Source organism: Hyphomicrobium sp. 99, assembly GCF_000384335.2.
GTDB lineage: Bacteria > Pseudomonadota > Alphaproteobacteria > Rhizobiales > Hyphomicrobiaceae > Hyphomicrobium_B.
Genome location: NZ_KQ031382.1, coordinates 1,802,110 through 1,819,763, shown reverse-complemented (window position 1 = coordinate 1,819,763; position 17,654 = coordinate 1,802,110). Strand labels below are relative to the sequence as shown.

Sequence of the window (17,654 nt, the reverse complement as noted above, 5' to 3'; positions counted from 1 at the left end):
CGCAGTGTTGCAACTCGGGCGATGAGCGAATGCCCGCAAAAAGCGGTCCGGACGGATGATCCGCGCGGACCGCTCGAAAGTCATCTGAGAACTTGGATCAATTCTAGCGACGGTGGTGGCCGCCATGTCCGCGGTGGCCCCAGCCGCCGTGGTGCCGGCCGCCGCCCCATCCGCGATGATGCCAGCCACGATGGCCCCAACCGCGATGGCGCCAATGACGGTGGCCGTAGCCATAGCCGTACCCATAATATGGGCCGCCGTAATAGTCGTCGTCATAGTAGCGATAGCGGGGGTAGTAGCCGTAGTAGTATGGCCACCCAAATCCGAAATACAAACCGCGACCCCAGCCGCGGTGATGGGGCCATCCTCGGTGACCCCACCCACGATGACCCCACCCACGATGCCAGCGGGCCTCAGTCACGAGGCCCGAAGCTTTTTCGACCTTCAAATGCATTGCTGTTAAACCGGCCGCCGCGTTGGCGGACGCAGGAAGTGTTCCCGCGATCAGAAGTCCCGCGAGTACGGACAAGGACATTACGAGCTTTCGCATCTGTCTCTCCACAGGGGCATTCGCCCTTAGACATCTTCTCCGGGCGTACGCCCGGTGCACTTTATACGCCTATTGCCCCGCTCCGGTTGCTCGTGTTTGTCGGGCACATCACTGTACCTTCTTCGCATCAGTAAAACGCATGCAGCGATCGACGAACAATGTCATAGACGACTTGTATCGCGAATACTTCGCGAATGCTGTCACCAGTTGGCCGCCGTGCTAGGTAGCTCACGAGTTCGACCATCACCGGAGGCCGGCGTGACCATTGATGACAGCTTCCGGAGTGCAACGGGACAAGAACTCATCGGAAGAATAGCCGATGCATTTCATATCGACGAGCAAAGCGCACGAAGCGCCGTTTATTCGCTTGCGGATGAACTCCAAGCCCGCATCCAACGCTCCATGCTTTCGCGCGGCGGTGTGGCCGACGTGCTTTCACTCGTCACCTCGCCGGGCGCCAGCCGCACGCCGTCCGATGTCGCGGATTTCACCTCGCCAGACGTTGCTGCGAACGGTGATCAGATCCTCAATGTGTTGATCGGCAACAAGCATGTAAGCCGCGGAATCGCAGCGCGAACTGCATCGACCTCGGGCGTCGACGCCGCCACCGTCCAAAAGCTTTTGCCCGTGGTCGCGACCCTAATGGTTGGCGAACTGCAACGGCAATCGGCCCCCGCAATCGCGAAGGTTGCAAGCACCCTCCCGGGGTTTTCAGGTGCAGGCGGAAGTCCGTTGCCCATGCCGGGCGATACGTTTCCGCCAAGTGGAAGAGACGTGTACTCAAAACCCGATGTGCAGCCGCCCTTCGGAGGGAACGGGCCGGAAAAACCGCGCGGACCGATCAACGGCGGCAGTCCTCTACCGGTTCCGGGCGATGATATTCCTGGTCTCGGACGGCGCAATCGATATCCGGGTCCCGGGCCGGCGTCCGAGCCTGAAGACAACCCGTATAGCCGTCTTCCCGATATCGTTCGCCGCGGCGGTCAGCAGGTTCCGGGATCCGACGGCGGCTCTTTGGAAAATGTCATCCGCTCGATCCTCGGAAATCTCCTCGGCTCAAACAGCGGCGTCGTTGGCACGATGATCAAGCTTTTCCTTGTCCGCTGGCTCGCGTCGACCGCGCGCCGTGTGCTCGGGCAAGTTTTGGGGCGGCGCTAGGCGGCCTTCCCTTCGATCCAAAAGAGAAAAAGGCCGGCTCGAAAGCGCGGCCTTCTTATACCCCGAGGAAAACTGCCCCTAGTGGCAGGGTTCCATTAGCGGCAAGGTCTGGCGCTGAGATCGCAGCTCCAGGAACCGCCGATTCCAGCTTGCGAGCACTTCGCGCTCTTCTCCGCTGCGCGGCCCCAGTGTGCCCAGTTCGAACCATATTCGAAATCGGTGAAGTCGGCCCAGGATTTGATGCCGACAGCGAGAGCCGCCTTCTTCGACGGCTGGCCCGAACTCGACCCATAGTGGTAATGGTCGACGAAGCACGTGCGGCCGCCCTCGCGGCGCTGTTCGTGAATAGCAGCTACGCCCGTTTCGTCTGCGAACGCGGGGGCGGCGCAGGCAAAAAGCGCGGCCACGGCGAACGCCGGCCTCATCAATCCGAAGCGAATCATTTTTTCCCGTCTCCGAAGACATTCGAGGGCAGATCCCCCATCCGCGTATTTCGCAGATTCAGCGACGCTCTCGATAGCTTTTCGAGCGGCCGCAGAAGAATTTCTTCGTAAGAGGTAATCGGGGCACAGATATTTTGCCGAAGCGCAAACTCTTCATTCGCGCTCCGGCAGTTCTCAAGTTTACTTGACGGCGACGACCGAGATCTCGACGAGCATTCTCGGATCGATGACCTTGGCTTCGACGCATGCGCGAGCGGGTGCGCCCTTGCCGTCGAGCCACACGCTCCAGGCTTTGTTCATGCCATCGCGATGGCGGATGTCGTTGAGCCAGACAGTCGCCTGCACGACTTTCGTCTTGTCGGTACCGGCGAGCGCCAGGAGACGGTCGATCTCGGCGAGCACTTCGGCGGTCTGGCCCTCGACGTCCTTGGAAAGGTCCGTCGGAATAACGCCTGCCGTAAACACGAAGCCGTTGGCCTCCGTGACCTTCGAATAGACGGGTGAAGTTTCATAGCGGGTGACGGTCACTTGAGGTCTCCATTTCCGGTTTTGTCCGGCCGCCTCATAGCAGGTGGCCGGGCATGCCTGAAGCCTCAAAGAAGCGGTGGGTCCTCGTGCCGCTCACCGTCAACGATCAGACCCTTGAGTGCTGCGGTGCCGTCGCTGGCAACCGCGACGATCGCCTTGATCTCATGGGACCTGACCTTATCCTCCAGGGCGCGGCCCGTGCCCTCGGGAACGAAGTAATTTTCAATGCCGTAGCGCACTTGGATGGTCATTTCCGCGTCGTTGCCGGCATTCCAGACATACTTTACGCGGCCCTTGAGGACGACCTCCCCGGGTGCAACTTGAGATGGGTACCGGCTCCCCACATGCGTCTCAGTCCACTTGCCATCCGGCGCCGGGGCAAGGGTGACGTACGCCATCGAGCCGCGCGAGAGGCCGCTGAAGTCGGGGTCCGTTTCGGTGGTCGACTTCTTCAGCCCGCTGATGTCGTAGCCGAGCGTCACGTAATCGCCGCGGAAAATATCACGGGGATCTAGCGGCTGGACGGCAAGTGTAATTTCGCGTCCCGTCTTCAGAAGGCGATCGCGCGCGTAGACCATATCGAAGAGAGCTGCCGACTGAGCGACTGCCACGACCGCGACCAGCGGCCAGACTAATTTTTGCTTGCTGATCATGCCGGTCGTCCTGTGCTTGCGCTCTGCCTGGCCAATCGCAAGGCCACATACGCCAAAAGCGAAACGATGATCGCTGCAATCAGGAAGAACAGCGACGTCCCGAGAATGGAACCGACCGTGACGCCGTACAGGGTCAGGATTTCAGCCGAGAAGCCGATATAGCCGATCCAGAGCGCGCCACGGTTTCCGGTCGACAGCGCGTAGGCGATGGCGGCAAGGATCAGGATCAGCGATATCGTAGCAAGCGCGATGAGGTTTCCAAGTGATGGGACCTCTAAGAATTGCAACGCGAATAGTCCGGAGACAGCGACGGCGAGCGCGTACGCGAAAAGCGGTGCTGCGATATGGTCGAGAGCTTCATCGATATCCGGCCGCAGTTTTTCCGCCGCGACGGCGGCCGCAGCAGCGAGCGCGCCGATTATGGCAACGAGCCCATGCGCATGTCCCCCGTCCAGTTGGTAGCCGAGCGAAATGACGAATGCTGCCAAGGTCAGCGCGGAGAGATGGAGACCGGGCCGCCAGCGTTGCCATATGAAAGCGGCGGTGACGAGACCCCAACCGATAAGGAATGCCCAGTGGACCCCGTTCTTTTCTGACGTTTCGAAGTACGACCAAACGCAGACGAGGACCATCGTCAGGGCAAGCGCCGGATTCGATCTCAGCAAGGCTCCGGCGAAGAGTGTCCCGATCCACCACATCAGAACGCCGTCCGATGGGTTGCCGCCGATGTTGTACATCTGGCTGATCAGCATGATGCTGGCGCCGAACATTCCGCAAGAGAACAACACGGCTGCATCGGCCAGCAAAGTGTGCCCGCGCGAGACGAGCCATCCTGCCGCCCCATAACCGGCCCACACGAGAGCGAGCAGCAATAGCAGGCGGCCGAGCCGAGGCACGTCCTCCCAGTGGGCAGCGACGAACGAAATCGCGGCGAACCCGAAAAGAATGCTTGCGAGAATTCCGAGTGCCGGAGCCAGCCCTAGTTCACGTCCGCTGCTCTCGACGTCGGCAAGGATCGCCGCCCGCCCCTCTCCGCTCACCCAGCCATTGGACTGCCAGCGCTCGAGATCGCGCTTGATACGTCTTTTATACGGGGACCACATTTGAGGCTTCACCACCGGAATCGCGACTTTATGGGATTGATGGTGGACCACGGAGGCAAGGCGTTGGCTAGACCGCGGCAGCGCCGTGATGCCGGCTAATTCCCCCGCCTCTCGCGATTTATCCCAATTTCGAGCTTACCGCATTTGTCACAGCAGCCCCCTCGCCCCGGTTCTTGACGCCAAGCCTCTTCTCGACCACTCTAGTTGCGAATGATTGTCATTTGCAAAAGGTGGCTTGATGGACGCCCGAACGGAAACTGCCGCTCCTCCGGCCGATGCAGTCGTCTCTGCTGACGGAAGCTGGCGGAAGCCTGTTTTGGAACGCTCGCTGGGGGAAGTTTTCCGGACCGTTCAGGTTGCCGGCCATGCGAGTTCCTGGCGGCGTCTCACAGCGTTCTTCGGTCCCGGCTACCTCGTCGCGGTCGGCTATATGGATCCCGGCAATTGGGCGACGTCCATCGCCGGCGGATCGAAATTTGGTTACGCGCTGTTGTTCGTCGCGCTCCTGTCGAACATCATGGCGGTCATCCTGCAATCGCTCTGCGCGCGCCTCGCGATCGGCTCCGGACGCGATCTGGCGCAGGCCTGCCGCGACGGCTATCCCCGATGGGCCGCATTTCCACTTTGGCTTCTGGCTGAAATTGCCATCATCGCGACCGACGTCGCGGAAGTGATCGGAACGGCCATCGGTCTCAATCTTTTGTTTGGCATCCCGCTCGAGATCGGTGTGCTGCTGACGTCTCTCGACGTCTTCGTCGTGCTGCTGTTGCAGCGCCTGGGCTTCCGGTATCTCGAGGCTTTCATCATCGCCATGCTCGGCGTCATCGCGATCTGCTTCGCCGTTCAGATCGCGCTCGCAGATCCGGAATGGGGTGCCGTCATTCGCGGCTTCGCGCCGACGACGGATATCGTGCGCAATCCCGAGATGCTCTATCTGGCGCTCGGCATCATCGGCGCAACGGTCATGCCACATAATCTCTACCTGCATTCGGCGATCGTGCAGACGCGCGCTTTCGGAACCTCGACAAGAGAGAAGCGCGAAGCTTTGAAATTTGCGACGATCGACTCGACGGTCGCCTTGAGCTTTGCGCTTTTGATCAACGCGTCGATCCTGATCCTCGCCGCCGCGACCTTCTACAAATCGGGAAACACCGGCGTGGCGGAGCTTGGCCAGGCGCAGTCGCTACTGCATCCGCTGCTCGGATCGGCGATAGCGCCGACGCTCTTCGGCATTGCGCTTTTGTGCTGCGGCATGAATTCGACCGTCACGGCGACGCTCGCAGGCCAGACGGTCATGGAAGGCTTTCTGCACATCAGGCTGCCGGCTTGGCAGCGCAGGCTCATCACGCGTTCCGTCGCGCTGCTACCTGCGGCCGGAGTAACCTTGTTTTACGGCGAGGCTGAAACGGCGAAGCTGCTGATCCTTTCGCAGGTCGTGCTGAGCTTGCAGCTTCCTTTCGCAATCGTGCCGCTCGTGCAGTTCACGGCGAGCCGCAGCAAGCTTGGCGATCTCGTCTCGCCGCGCTGGCTCACCATTGCGGCTGGGATCATTGCGGTGACGATCATCGCGCTCAATGTGAAGCTGACGTGGGATTATTTCGCGGGCTAAACCCGCGGCCTAATGGCAGATCGGCCCAGAAAAGCTGGTCGAAAACAGCGCAACCGCCACAACTCGTTGCAAGCCCGTGCCCGCCCGCTTAAGTATCGGGCGACAGGCCGCTCGGGTGCTTCCTGCGCATCGTCGATGAGCACCGGGCCATTCGCTTCAAATACTCACCGGAACATCGTTCCCACGCCGTGGAGCCACTGTGCATACCGTTAAACCATCCGCCGTACACGTCATTGGCGCCGGGCTCGCGGGCTCGGAAGCCGCCCATCAAATCGCGGCGACTGGCACGCCCGTCGTGCTGCACGAGATGCGGCCGGTTCGCTCGACGGAAGCTCACAAGACCGATGGATTTGCGGAACTTGTTTGCTCGAACTCATTCCGTTCGGACGATTGGGAGAACAACGCGGTCGGCTTGCTGCATGAGGAACTTCGCCGCGCGGGTTCGCTCATCATGGCCGCTGCGGACGAGCACAAGCTGCCGGCAGGCGGCGCTCTCGCCGTCGATCGCGACGCGTTTTCCGCGGAAGTGACGGCGCGCATTTCGGCTAATCCGCTGATTACGATCGTGCGCGGGGAACTCGACGGTTTGCCTCCGGACGATTGGGCGAACGTCATCGTCGCGACGGGACCGCTCACGTCGCCTGCGTTGAGCGCGGCGCTCGCAACGCTCACGGGCGAAGACTCGCTCGCGTTCTTCGACGCGATTGCGCCCGTCATTCATCGCGATTCCATCGACACGTCGATCGCGTGGTTTCAGTCACGTTACGACAAGGCCGGTCCTGCGGGGACGGGTGCGGACTATCTCAATTGTCCGATGTCGAAAGAGGAATACGAGGCGTTCGTCGATGCGCTTCTCGCGGGCGAGAAGACGTCCTTCAAGGAATGGGAGTCGTCCACGCCGTACTTCGACGGTTGCTTGCCCGTCGAAGTCATGGCGGAACGCGGGCGCGAGACGCTTCGGTTCGGACCAATGAAGCCTGTCGGACTCGACGATCCGCGTACGGGACGTTGGCCTTATGCAGTGGTTCAGCTTCGCCAGGACAACGCGCTCGGCACGCTCTGGAACATGGTCGGCTTTCAGACGAAGCTGAAGCACGCCGAGCAGGTCCGCATCTTCCGGATGATCCCCGGTTTGCAAAACGCGGAATTCGCGCGCCTCGGCGGCCTTCATCGCAACACGTATCTCAATTCGCCGAAGCTGCTCGATCGTTCGTTGCGGCTCAAGGCGATGCCGCGCCTGCGCTTTGCGGGCCAGATCACGGGCGTCGAGGGCTACATCGAGAGCGCGGCCATCGGCTTGCTCGCGGGGCGCTTCGCTGCCGCGGACGCGACGGGTGCTGCTTCCACCGCGCCGCCCGCGACGACGGCGCTCGGCGCGCTCCTCAATCACATCACCGGCGGACATCTGATCAGCGACGACAGCGAGCGCGGCGCTGCCCGCTCATTCCAGCCGATGAACATCAACTACGGTTTGCTTCCCGACCTCGCCGTCAATCCGACGCACGATCAAAACGGTCAACGGCTCAAGGGGCCGGAGCGCGGGCGGGAAAAGAAGCGGACGATGTCGCGCCGCGCGCTTGCCGATCTCGCGGGCTGGCTTGGCGACGCTATCCCAGCAAAACGATCCGCTTGAAGATCTTATTGTCCACTCGTCGCGGCACCTGAAGCCGGTGCAAAACGCTGCGGCGTGAATGGCGCATCGCTCGGCGCGGTTGGGCTCACCGGGGCTGGGCTCGGCGGGGCTGCCTGTACCGGTTCCGAGTGCGTCTGCTCCGTGCCGCGGTTGAGCGGGCGGAGTTCAATCGGTGTGCCCTCGGGCGCGGCTGCGGGAGACGACACTGCGGGAACGACCGCCGTCTCCGTCGCGGGCCGTCCGACAACGGCTTGCGACGGCACCTCGTCCTCAGGACCCGACGTCACGCCAACGGTCGGGCCGGATGGCGTTTCCTCATCGTCGGGACCTGTAGCAGCGGCAGCAGGCAAAGCGTTGAGCGGACCTGAAGGCTTTGCCGGCCCCGCGCTCGTTACGCCTTTATCGACGGGCTGCTTGGCCAACAGCGAATTGATATCCGGAATTTGCGCATCGGGTTCAGGGACTGCGGGCGCGGCCACATCTTCAGGCGACGGCACCGTGTAGCCCGTCGGATCGGCATCCGGTCCCGCTCCGTATTTCGCGAGCACTGCACGTGCTTTGTCGACGACGGCATCGGCGATGGCGGCCTGACCTTCAGCTGTCGGATGGAACGCACCTGAGTACGTCGACGCCAACACAAGCTGGAACGGCGCGAAGGGCTCGATGCGCAGAACCTTCGTCAACAATCCGGCAGCGACGTGGAAATTGCCCGTCATGAAGGCGTCGTTCGGCGTGCGAAACCAACGCTGACGCGCAGCGTAAGGCTGATAATCGGCCGGGTTATAGGGCGTCCACATTCCGTCGATCTTGCGCGGAAGCCGAAGGTCATCGACCTCGCTCACGCCTTCGACACTCAAGCCCGCGCATATCCCGCGGCCGATGAATGCGCGCCGGTGCGTCTCAACGAACGTCCAGCCGAATTCATGAGCGCTGTCGCGCATGAGCCGATGCAGCTTGTCGGCGAACCACGTGCCGAGCTTCAGCTTGGTCCGGTCCAATTGGAAGTCGGGCACGATCTCCATGCCGGCGTTGCCGCTGCCGCACATTTGGCTACCGTCACCGTCAAGGGCGAGCCCCGGATAGGCGACGAGCAATATGCGATCGCTCTCCTGCCAGGGCACGTAGAGGATGCTGTGAATGGCGCGGTTGAGCGACTTATAGCGCGCACCCAGGGTATCGAGTTCGGCGGAGGCTTCCGCCTCGCCGTGAACTTGGCCGAGCCAGCCGCCGAGTTCCCGCAGCAGAGATTCGTTTGAGAGGACGGCATTTGCCACAAGGCGCGAGAAGCCTATGTCGTTGCCGCCGATGGAGAGCAACACGAGGTCGATTTTGCGCGCGTCATCCTGAGGGCACTTGCGGAGGATGATGTTCTGTAATTCGGGAATTGTACCGTTCATATGGAAGGCCTCGGGAAGATCGAGAGCCTGGGTCTGATTGTTCCCGCATTGCGCTTCGGCGACCGCCGAGATTTGCGAAAGGCGCGGCGGGTCGGGGACCCATTCGTTCCCTTTGTACCGAAGAAAAAGTCCGTCGGTGATTTCGGCGCCTGCGCACGAAACGCCGACGAACGTCACGGCGCGATGCGGATCTTCGATGGCGAGTTGCAACGCTGTTCGCAACTGCTCGGAATAGAGGGAGCGATGGCAGGCTTGATCGAGCCAGCGCGCGTTCTCCTTGATGAAGGTCTTATCGCCGAGATCGCGCCATGGCCCGATGCGCGCGGGATATCCAGTCAGGCCGCTATAAAATCCGACGGTGCTGTAGTCCGATGTGCGCTCGCGCGAAAAGCGAACGGCGCGATCGGGATTGCCTTCGCCGGATGCGAAGCTGTCGCCCATTCCGGCAACCAGAATGTCGCGAACCTTGATCAGCGATTTGGCAATTTCTCTCCCGCCGATTTCAACGGTCACCATCATGCCGCCGGGGTAGGGAACGACGAAGCGCGCCTGCTCGCTGCACGATTGCGTGATTGCTTCGCCGCGAGGATTTTTGGAATCGCCGCGCGGCGCCGTCAGCCATCTGCAGGTGAGCGTCGATGCGTCGTCGACGCCCATCACCTGAACGATGACGGCGTGGTTCGACGGATTGATGTAATCGTCGTAGGCGTCGCATTTGAAGCGGTTGTTGTTCCAGCACGTCTTGCGGAACATCGATGCGGCCCAGCCGTCGCGATCGCCGCTCTGAAGCGCGTGCTCTGCCGACAAAATCGGAGTGCTACGCTCTGCCGGGCCCAGAGCGCGATAGGTGGCGCGGTGGGCTTCCGTATCATGCGGATCAGTGAAGAAGCGGAAGGGGTTCTCGAGGCGCCAGGCGATGACGGGCGAGCCTGCCTCGGCCTGATCCGGCGCAAGGATGCTTGCGGCAGTCCACAAAAGCGAAAAGAACAGCCCTGCTGCGAGTGCCCGCAGCGCCCGTCTTGAGAAAAATCCCATCTGCCCTCTTCGCTTGGCCGTCAGATGCGACCTGACCAATGCGCGCGTGCAATACGCCACAATCGAGCGATAGGCGCGATTTCCAAGATGTCGCGCGCCGGCTCGTGTCGAGGGTTCTGCAAAGCGCGAAAATAGGGCTCCACGAGGGCAAGCGGTAAGAAAGCCGTTGTAGCGGCCTTCGGTTTGCCCTTGATTTGCTGTCGCACTTCGGCGAGCGCTCGGCGTCCCTCGCTCGCGAGCCATGCCGCTTGCGGGCGCCAATCTTCCGGCTCATCCGGTCCAAAAGGGTTGGGTGATCGGGCTATCGGCAGCAGCGCCCGGCCTCGCATGAGAGCATACGGCAGTTCGAGGCCTATGCGGGCGAAGCCCGAAGCGCGGGCCGCGGCGTCGATAAGCGGCTCATCCAGCGTAACCCCGAGGATCGACGCCGCGAATAGGAACGGCGTGCCATCGATGATGCGCATCGATTTGGCGAGTTCGGCATCGTTCGCCGGCGGCTCGCCGTAAAGATCGTCCGCATGAGCTGCGAGATAGTCTTCGATAGCCCCGAGGGAAAGCGCGCGGAGGCGAACGACTTCCGCGAAAGCATCGAGCGTGGGATTGCCGGAACGTCCGCTTTCGCCTCGACTCAGAAACGAGTCGCGCCACCACGCGACACGAATTTCACCGAGAGCGGCCTCGCTGACTTGCCGCGATATGCGTTCGATCTCGCCGGTAAACGCTGCTAGTGCGATGAGATCTTCGCGCGCCTCAATGGGTGCGAAGAGCGCCGCATAGAAGCGATCCGGCGCGTATGTTCGAGCGGCCAATCGTACCGCATCGAAATCGATCGCTCGCGTATCGGAGTTCGTCACACGTCACTCGCGGATTGGAGGCGCTAGGTTAGGCGGCCGCTACGGAACTGCGATCAGCGCCGCTGCGATCGTTCGCTTTTCAGCGATCAGGATGTTGTACGTGCGCGCTGCGGCCCCTGTCGACATCGGTTCGAGGCCGATACCGGCTTTCGCGAATGCCGAATAGACTTCGGGTGACGGCCAAAGCTGCTTCTCGCCCGTGCCGAGGAGGACCGTGATCGGAGGCTCGAGGCGGCTCAGAAGAAAGTCGATGTCTTTCGCATCGAGCGTTTCGACGCTCGTCGCAGTCCAGGCATGAACGCCGCTTGGCAGGCAGATGATCGAGCCGCGATGGCTCATCTCCGCGAAACGGAAGCCGCCGTTGCCGTAGGCCGTGATCGCCGTTTCATAGGGATAGCGGGCGACCTCGGGCGGCATAACGGCGGCGTTCCTCGTTCGTGCCGCGTCAGGCCTTGGCGCGGCTCGTCTTGGTGGCGGCGACCGCTTTCGCAGCAGCGTCGCTCCAATCGCGCTTGACGCCGAGGTAACCCAGCAGCGGAGCGGCGATGAAGATCGACGAGTAGGTGCCGATCACGACGCCCAAGAGCATCGCGAGGTTGAAGCTGCGGATGACTTCGCCGCCGAAAATGTAGAGCGAGACCAACACTGCGATTGCCGTCACACCCGTCAGGATAGTGCGCGACAGCGTCTCGTTGATCGACAGGTTCAGAAGCTGGTTCAGCTCCATTTTCTTGAACTTGCGCAAGTTCTCACGAATTCGGTCCGACACGACGACGGTGTCGTTCACGGAGTATCCGAGAATGGTCAGAAGTGCGGCGACGGTCGAGAGATCGAATTCGAGCTGGAACAGCGAGAAGATGCCCGCGGTCAACAGCACGTCGTGGCTCAGGGCGACGACGGCGCCTAATGCGAACTGCCATTCGAACCGGAACCAGACGTAACAAACGATCGCCAAGATGCCTGCGGCGACCGCGATGAAGCCGGTCATGCGCAATTCGCTCGATACGGCGGGACCAACGACTTCGACGCGGCGCTGAACGTAGTCGGCGCTGGTCGAGTCGAGGACTTTTTGGACGGCAGGCTGCTGGGCCGTTTCACCGCCCGGCTGCTCCTCGAGCCGCACGAGCACGTCGTTCGGCGTGCCGAATTCCTGGATCTGAACGTTGCCGAATCCTAGCGCGTTGAGCTTGTCGCGCAGCGCGGAGATATCGGCGTTGCCGCTCTTCGTCTGCAGTTCGATCAGCGAGCCGCCCTTGAAGTCGACGCCATAGTTCAAGCCTAACGTCATGCAGAGGCCGATGGAGACCAGCATCGCGACGACAGACGCGACCAGCGCCGGCGCCTTAAACTTCATGAAAGGCAAGTTCAGGTCGTGCGGGAAGAAGTCGAAGCCCTTGAAGACCGGAATAAGTTTCATCAACACGGAAGTGGTCTCCTAGACCGGCACGGTTTGGATACGGCCCTTGGGCTGAGCCTTGAGCCAGAACGAGATGAGCAGTCTGACGACGGTCACGGACGCGAAGATCGATGTCAGAATGCCGATGGTCAGCGTCACGGCGAAGCCGCGGATCGGACCAGAGCCCAGCCAGAACATGATGAGCGCGCAAGCCAGCGTCGTCAGCTGACTGTCGGCGATCGTCACGAAGGCGCGCTGGAACCCTGCGTCGATACCGGCGATCGGCGATTTGCCGGCCCGCAACTCTTCGCGGATGCGTTCGTAGATCAGAACGTTTGCGTCGACGGCCATCGCGACACCCAAGACCAAACCTGCGATGCCGGGCAGCGTCAATGTCGAGCCGATGAGGGTCATGAGCGCGAGCGTCAGGATCAAGTGCACCACGAGGCCGACGCAGGCGAAGATGCCGAACGTGCCGTAGGCGAGGACCGTTAGAATGATGACCGCAATACCGCCGATGATGCCGGCGCGTTTGCCGTCAGCGATCGAGTCGGCGCCGAGCGACGGACCTACCGTGCGCTCTTCGACAATCGTCAGCTTCGCGGGCAGCGAGCCGGAGCGGAGCTGAACGGCGAGCCGGTTCGAGCTATCCACATCGAAGCTGCCGGAAATCTGGCCGGAACCGCCGAGGATCGGCTCGCGGATAACGGGCGCTGAAAGCACCTTGTTATCGAGCACGATCGCGAAAGGCTTGCCGACATTATCCTTCGTGAAATTGCCGAACTTGCGCGCGCCGCTTTGATTGAAGCGGAAGTTGATTACCGCCTCGTTGGTGCGGCTGTCGAAGCCCGGCTGCGCGTCGGCGAGGTCATCGCCCTGCACGACGGGCTGCTCGCGCAGCAGATATTCTGCGGGGCCTTCGCTCCTGTCGCCGGGGTAGATCTTGTAGCCTGCGGGAATGCTCGTCTGCTTCGCCTCTTCGGCGCTGAGCGAGGGATGCACCTCGTGGAAGGTCAGCTTGGCGGTTTCACCAATGAGGGCCTTCAGCTCCTTGGTGTCCTTGAGGCCGGGGAACTGGATCAGGATGCGGTCGGTGCCCTGACGCACGATCGTCGATTCCGACGTGCCGAGATTGTTCACGCGGCGGTTGATCGTCTCGATCGACGCGGCAGCGGCGTTAGAGATACGCGCGCGTAGGCCCGCCTCCGTCGGCTTGACGATGATCGTGCCAGGATCGTTGCCGGCCGAAACCTCGATATCGTAACCGCCGGTGCCGAGCACGGCGCTGCCGATCGATTGCCGCGCCTTATCCAATTGCTTGATCGCTGCGTCCCGCTCCTCGGGCTTTGCGAGCTTGACGACGATTTGCGTGCCCTGGACGCCGATGCCGGTAAATCCAATTTTCGCATCGCGGAGGAGCTTGCGCGATTCATCGCGCAAGTTGTTCATCCAATCCTTCTTGATCTCGTCCTGATCCATCGCGAGCAGGAGATGCGCGCCGCCTTGAAGGTCGAGACCCAAAGGCAGTTGCTTCTTCGGCATGAAGGACGGCCACGACGCGACCGTCTCCTTCGAGAAGAAGTTCGGCATCGCGACCAGGAAGCCTGCGAGGCAGGTCAGCAGGATCAGAATGATTTTCGTGCGTGTGAATTGCAGCATCGGAATAGGGTCTCAGGCGTTAGGAGATGCGCGGATCAAAACTTGCGCACCTGGCGCAGCTACGTTCTCGCACGCGGGCGACGGTCAATCACGTTGCGTCTTTGACAGGTTCGCCCTTGGTGCGCACTTCCAGAAGGGTGCCCTTCACGATGCGGACCTTCAGATTGTCGGCGAGCTCGACCTCGATTTCGTCGCTCGTGTCAGAGGCCTTCGTAACCTTGCCGAGCATACCTCCAGCGGTCACGACTGTGTCGCCGCGCCGGACGGCGTTCAAACGCTCGCGGAGCTGCTTCGCGCGCTGCGATTGCGGACGGATCAGCAGGAAGTAGAAGATCGCCAGCATCGCCAGCATCGGAATCAGAAGGCCGCCCAGGGGATCCATGGGGCTGGCTGCGGCAGTCTGCGCGAATGCGGAAGTCGTAAACATTGGAAAGGATAGTCCTCTGGATGCGATTGAAATAAGCACTACCGCCCCGGATCCCAATGGGCCGGAGGGAGGAGCCCCTCAAATTCGGGCGGACTATAGTGGTCCGAGGCCCTTTTGCAACCTCGCATAGGGTTGTGAAAGACCGTTGGCAGTGGCTTAGGCAGCGATTAAACACGCTTTTCCCGGCTTATAGCGCGCCGGGCTTTTGTCCTCCTGGAAAATCATTAATGACAGACGCAGATGCCTATCGCCCGCTGCTGGAGCGGATCGCAGACGCTCTGGAGCGTTTGAGCCCTCCCCCGCTCCGGAGCGCCGATTTCACCACCGCCGACGCATTCGTGTGGCAAGCCGATACGGCGAGCTTCGAACCGGTTCCGGAGGTTAGCCGCGTTCCGTTGAAGCTTCTCAAGGGCATCGACAGGACTGCGGGCATACTGCTCGACAATACGCGGCGCTTCGCGGCTGGCCTTCCGGCCAATAACGCCCTGCTTTGGGGCGCGCGCGGCATGGGCAAATCGAGCCTTGTGAAAGCGGCGCATGCGGACGCGTTAAGCATCAGCGGCGGACTGAAGCTCGTCGAGATCCATCGCGAGGATATCGGCTCATTGCCGAAGTGCCTCGCCATCCTCAAAGCTTCGCCGTTCCGCTTCATCGTCTTCAGCGACGATCTTTCCTTCGATCACGACGACACAAGCTACAAATCGCTGAAGGCCGTGCTCGATGGCGGTATCGAGGGCCGTCCCAAAAACGTGATCTTTTACGCGACATCCAACCGCCGTCACCTCATGCCGCGCGACATGATCGACAACGAGCGGGCGACGGCGATCAACCCGGGCGAAGCAACGGAAGAAAAAGTTTCGCTTTCGGATCGCTTCGGGCTCTGGCTCGGCTTTCACAACGCGAGCCAGGACGATTATCTCGCGATGGTTCGCGCCTATGTCGAACACTTCGGCATCAAGGTCGGGGGTGAGGAGCTGGAGCGGGACGCGCTCGAATGGGCGACGACGCGCGGGGCTCGGTCGGGCCGTGTCGCCTGGCAATACGTGCAAGATCTCGCGGGGCGGACCGAAACGTCTACGGATAAGATTTAGATTCCATCGTCATCCTCGAAGACGTGAGCGAAGCGACGCGTTTTCGGGGATCCAGCGTTAGAGTAGCCGAAGGCACAAAACATTTGGCGTCTTCGACGAGTCTTGCGCTGGATCCCCGGCCTTCGACGCGCCAATGGCGCGCTTGGCCGAGGATGACGTAGCGCCAAACAAAAAGAGAGCCGGATCAATCGATCCGGCCCCCAGTCTTCCCTCTGTGCCAGCGCGTTTTCCCCCGCGCTAGACGCAAGCGTCAGAGCTTCTCGAGATACGGCATCGGATCGACCGGCTTCGAGCCTTGACGCAATTCGAAGTGAACTTGCGGCTGATCCACCGAGCCGGTTTTGCCGGCTTTCGATATCACCTGTCCGCGCTTGACCTTGTCGCCGCGTTTCACGATCAATTCGTCGTTGTGCGCGTAGGCGGTGACCCAGCCGTTGTCGTGGCGAATGAGCACGAGGTTGCCATAGCCTTTGAGCTCGCTGCCTGCGTAGGCGACGATGCCCGACTCCGCGGCGTGGACTTCCGTTCCGAGCGGCACCTGGAGATTGATGCCGTCGTTGTGCGTTCCGTCGGGGCGGCCGCCAAAGCCTGCAACGATCTTGCCGCTCGTCGGCCAACGCAGCTTGCCGGAATTGTTCGCCGCGTTGCTCGCGCCTTCCGCGACTGCGGAGGGAACTGAAACAGCGACCTTCTCCTCAGGCTGCACTGGCTTATCGGCTGGTGCGGGCTTATCGGCGGGCGGCGCGGGCGGAACGTCAGGAGACGCATCCGTCACCTTGTTGTCGGAAAGCGATGCGACGCGCTTCTCGCTGTTGATGACCGTCGGCTGCATCGTCGTCGCGTCGCCATAGCGCGCCGGCGGGCTCGGAGTGATCGGCGGTACCTCAGCCGTCGCAGATGGCGCTGCGGATGGCGGCGGTGCCTGCGGTGCAGATGCTGCAGATGCTGACGCAAACGAAGGCGCAGACGGCACTGATGGCGGCTGCATGGGCGTGCTGTCGGCCATGCGAGAGGGCGCTTCGCGCGCGCCTTCGCCTGGTACTTTCAGTACCATGCCGGGCTTCACGCGACGCGGGTCGCTGATGCCGTTCACCTGCTGAAGCTCTGCAAATTTGACCTTGTTCGACCGAGCGATGCCGTAGAGGGAATCGCCGGGTCGCACGGTGTAGGTTGCGTTGTAGCGCGAGGCGACGTCGGGCGCGGCGGGAGAGAGCGGTGCGGGCAAGGGCGTAGCGGCCTCGACGGCCTTCGCCGCGGCGACGCTGCTGCGATCGGACGAACCGTTGGCGGCGGGCAAATAGAGCTTCTGCCCGGGCTTCAGGTTCGGATTGCTCAGTCCGTTCAACGACGTCAATTCGGTGAGTGAAACCTGATGGCGGCGTGACAATCCATAGAGCGTATCGCCGGGCTGGACTTCGATCATTTCGCCTCTGGCGAGCGGTGCCGCCTGCTGGACGGGCGCGGTGTCGCGAGCCTGGCTCGCCTCGCGTGTTGTGCGGGCAAAGGGCTTGGCTGCACGATAGGGCTGCGAAGTGACTGGCGGCGGCGGAGGCGGCGTGTAGGACGCGCCGTGATCGCCCGTGGCCTCTGGGAGTGCCGCAACCTGGACGGACGAAGCGCCAGCGCCATACGGTCCGCGCGGAGACGAACCGCCGAGGGTTTGGTTATCGCTTAGTGAACCGGTGCGCACGGGTTCGGGCGGCACCGGTGTGCTGCTCGTGCCGGGATCATCGTTAAAATTGAATGACGTGCTGTCGAAGCGCGTAACATCCGCGCTGCAGCCCGCCAGGGTAATGCTTGCAAGTATTAGAGAAACGGCGCTGGCGGACTTGAGGCTCAAGCGCCCGCACTGGCCTACGCCAAAACAACTCATCATGGTACGCACCTCTACTCGCACCATCCATTAACCTTTAACCGGTTAACGGGGAGTAAACGTCCCCCGTGCGATTTAAATTTGATGCCCCGAGTTGCACTGCTTGCGGTGAGCCGCGCGCCCTGCCCCAGAGAAACGCGGCCCGTTTAGGAATGACCGTGACTTTCGACGATGCGTTGCACATCGCCGGAGTTTTATCGGAATAGCTGAGGATTACGCTCTATTCGCGGAAGGATTTCGTCTTT

Annotated in this window: 16 protein-coding genes; 4 read left to right on the top strand and 12 right to left on the bottom strand. The window is 61.7% G+C overall.

Annotation, left to right across the window (positions count from 1 at the left end; genetic code table 11):
- Positions 1–103: 103 nt before the first annotated feature.
- On the bottom strand, positions 104–550 hold the full coding sequence (locus tag G359_RS20000) for a VrrB protein (protein WP_082072877.1): 447 nt from the start codon (positions 548–550) through the stop codon (positions 104–106).
- Positions 551–808: 258 nt separating this feature from the next.
- On the opposite strand from G359_RS20000, the gene G359_RS08730 reads away from it, so the two are divergent.
- The gene (locus G359_RS08730) at positions 809–1,708 is read left to right on the top strand and encodes a DUF937 domain-containing protein (RefSeq protein ID WP_045835807.1); all 900 of its coding nucleotides are present in this window, start codon (positions 809–811) and stop codon (positions 1,706–1,708) included.
- Positions 1,709–1,803: 95 nt separating this feature from the next.
- Here G359_RS08730 and G359_RS08725 read toward each other — a convergent pair whose 3' ends face one another.
- The 4 genes from G359_RS08725 to G359_RS08710 form a co-directional block, all read right to left on the bottom strand.
- Positions 1,804–2,151 carry a hypothetical protein gene (locus G359_RS08725; RefSeq protein ID WP_045835806.1) on the bottom strand — a complete coding sequence of 116 codons (348 nt, stop codon included), beginning with the start codon at positions 2,149–2,151 and terminating at the stop codon, positions 1,804–1,806.
- A gap of 180 nt (positions 2,152–2,331) precedes the next feature.
- Complete coding sequence (locus tag G359_RS08720) at positions 2,332–2,679, bottom strand: RidA family protein (protein ID WP_045835805.1); 348 nt, start codon at positions 2,677–2,679, stop codon at positions 2,332–2,334.
- A 65-nt stretch (positions 2,680–2,744) separates the two neighbouring features.
- Positions 2,745–3,332: a GDYXXLXY domain-containing protein gene (locus tag G359_RS08715; protein WP_045835804.1), complete on the bottom strand. Its 588-nt coding sequence runs from the start codon at positions 3,330–3,332 to the stop codon at positions 2,745–2,747.
- A complete protein-coding gene (locus tag G359_RS08710; protein ID WP_045835803.1) occupies positions 3,329–4,435 on the bottom strand; it encodes a DUF2157 domain-containing protein in 1,107 nt (368 codons plus the stop codon). The genes G359_RS08715 and G359_RS08710 overlap by 4 nt, the downstream gene beginning before the upstream one ends.
- A 238-nt stretch (positions 4,436–4,673) precedes the next feature.
- On the opposite strand from G359_RS08710, the gene G359_RS08705 reads away from it, so the two are divergent.
- Both G359_RS08705 and trmFO read left to right on the top strand, forming a co-directional pair.
- Entirely contained in the window at positions 4,674–6,044 is a 1,371-nt protein-coding gene (locus tag G359_RS08705) for an Nramp family divalent metal transporter (protein ID WP_045835802.1), read from the top strand.
- A 199-nt stretch (positions 6,045–6,243) separates the two neighbouring features.
- Positions 6,244–7,677: a methylenetetrahydrofolate--tRNA-(uracil(54)-C(5))-methyltransferase (FADH(2)-oxidizing) TrmFO gene (gene trmFO, locus G359_RS08700; RefSeq protein ID WP_045835801.1), complete on the top strand. Its 1,434-nt coding sequence runs from the start codon at positions 6,244–6,246 to the stop codon at positions 7,675–7,677.
- A 5-nt stretch (positions 7,678–7,682) separates the two neighbouring features.
- On the opposite strand, the gene G359_RS08695 is transcribed toward trmFO, so the two are convergent.
- From G359_RS08695 to yajC, 6 genes are all read right to left on the bottom strand, one after another.
- Positions 7,683–10,109, bottom strand: coding sequence for a hypothetical protein (locus tag G359_RS08695; RefSeq protein ID WP_045835800.1), 2,427 nt, complete (start codon positions 10,107–10,109; stop codon positions 7,683–7,685).
- A 20-nt stretch (positions 10,110–10,129) separates the two neighbouring features.
- Entirely contained in the window at positions 10,130–10,963 is an 834-nt protein-coding gene (locus G359_RS08690; protein ID WP_045835799.1) for a squalene/phytoene synthase family protein, read from the bottom strand.
- 39 nt (positions 10,964–11,002) lie between these two features.
- Positions 11,003–11,380, bottom strand: coding sequence for an Mth938-like domain-containing protein (locus G359_RS08685; RefSeq protein ID WP_045835798.1), 378 nt, complete (start codon positions 11,378–11,380; stop codon positions 11,003–11,005).
- A gap of 28 nt (positions 11,381–11,408) precedes the next feature.
- On the bottom strand, positions 11,409–12,380 hold the full coding sequence (gene secF, locus G359_RS08680; protein ID WP_245280125.1) for a protein translocase subunit SecF: 972 nt from the start codon (positions 12,378–12,380) through the stop codon (positions 11,409–11,411).
- Between the two features lie 18 nt (positions 12,381–12,398).
- Positions 12,399–14,018 (bottom strand): protein translocase subunit SecD, encoded by a 1,620-nt coding sequence (secD, locus tag G359_RS08675; RefSeq protein ID WP_045835796.1) that lies wholly within the window; start codon positions 14,016–14,018, stop codon positions 12,399–12,401.
- 88 nt (positions 14,019–14,106) lie between these two features.
- Positions 14,107–14,445: a preprotein translocase subunit YajC gene (gene yajC / locus G359_RS08670; protein WP_045835795.1), complete on the bottom strand. Its 339-nt coding sequence runs from the start codon at positions 14,443–14,445 to the stop codon at positions 14,107–14,109.
- A 227-nt stretch (positions 14,446–14,672) separates the two neighbouring features.
- Here yajC and G359_RS08665 point away from each other — a divergent pair, with 227 nt between their 5' ends.
- Complete coding sequence (locus tag G359_RS08665; RefSeq protein WP_045835794.1) at positions 14,673–15,536, top strand: ATP-binding protein; 864 nt, start codon at positions 14,673–14,675, stop codon at positions 15,534–15,536.
- Positions 15,537–15,786: 250 nt separating this feature from the next.
- On the opposite strand, the gene G359_RS08660 is transcribed toward G359_RS08665, so the two are convergent.
- The gene (locus tag G359_RS08660) at positions 15,787–17,412 is read right to left on the bottom strand and encodes a LysM peptidoglycan-binding domain-containing M23 family metallopeptidase (protein ID WP_045835793.1); all 1,626 of its coding nucleotides are present in this window, start codon (positions 17,410–17,412) and stop codon (positions 15,787–15,789) included.
- Between the last annotated feature and the right edge of the window lie 242 nt (positions 17,413–17,654).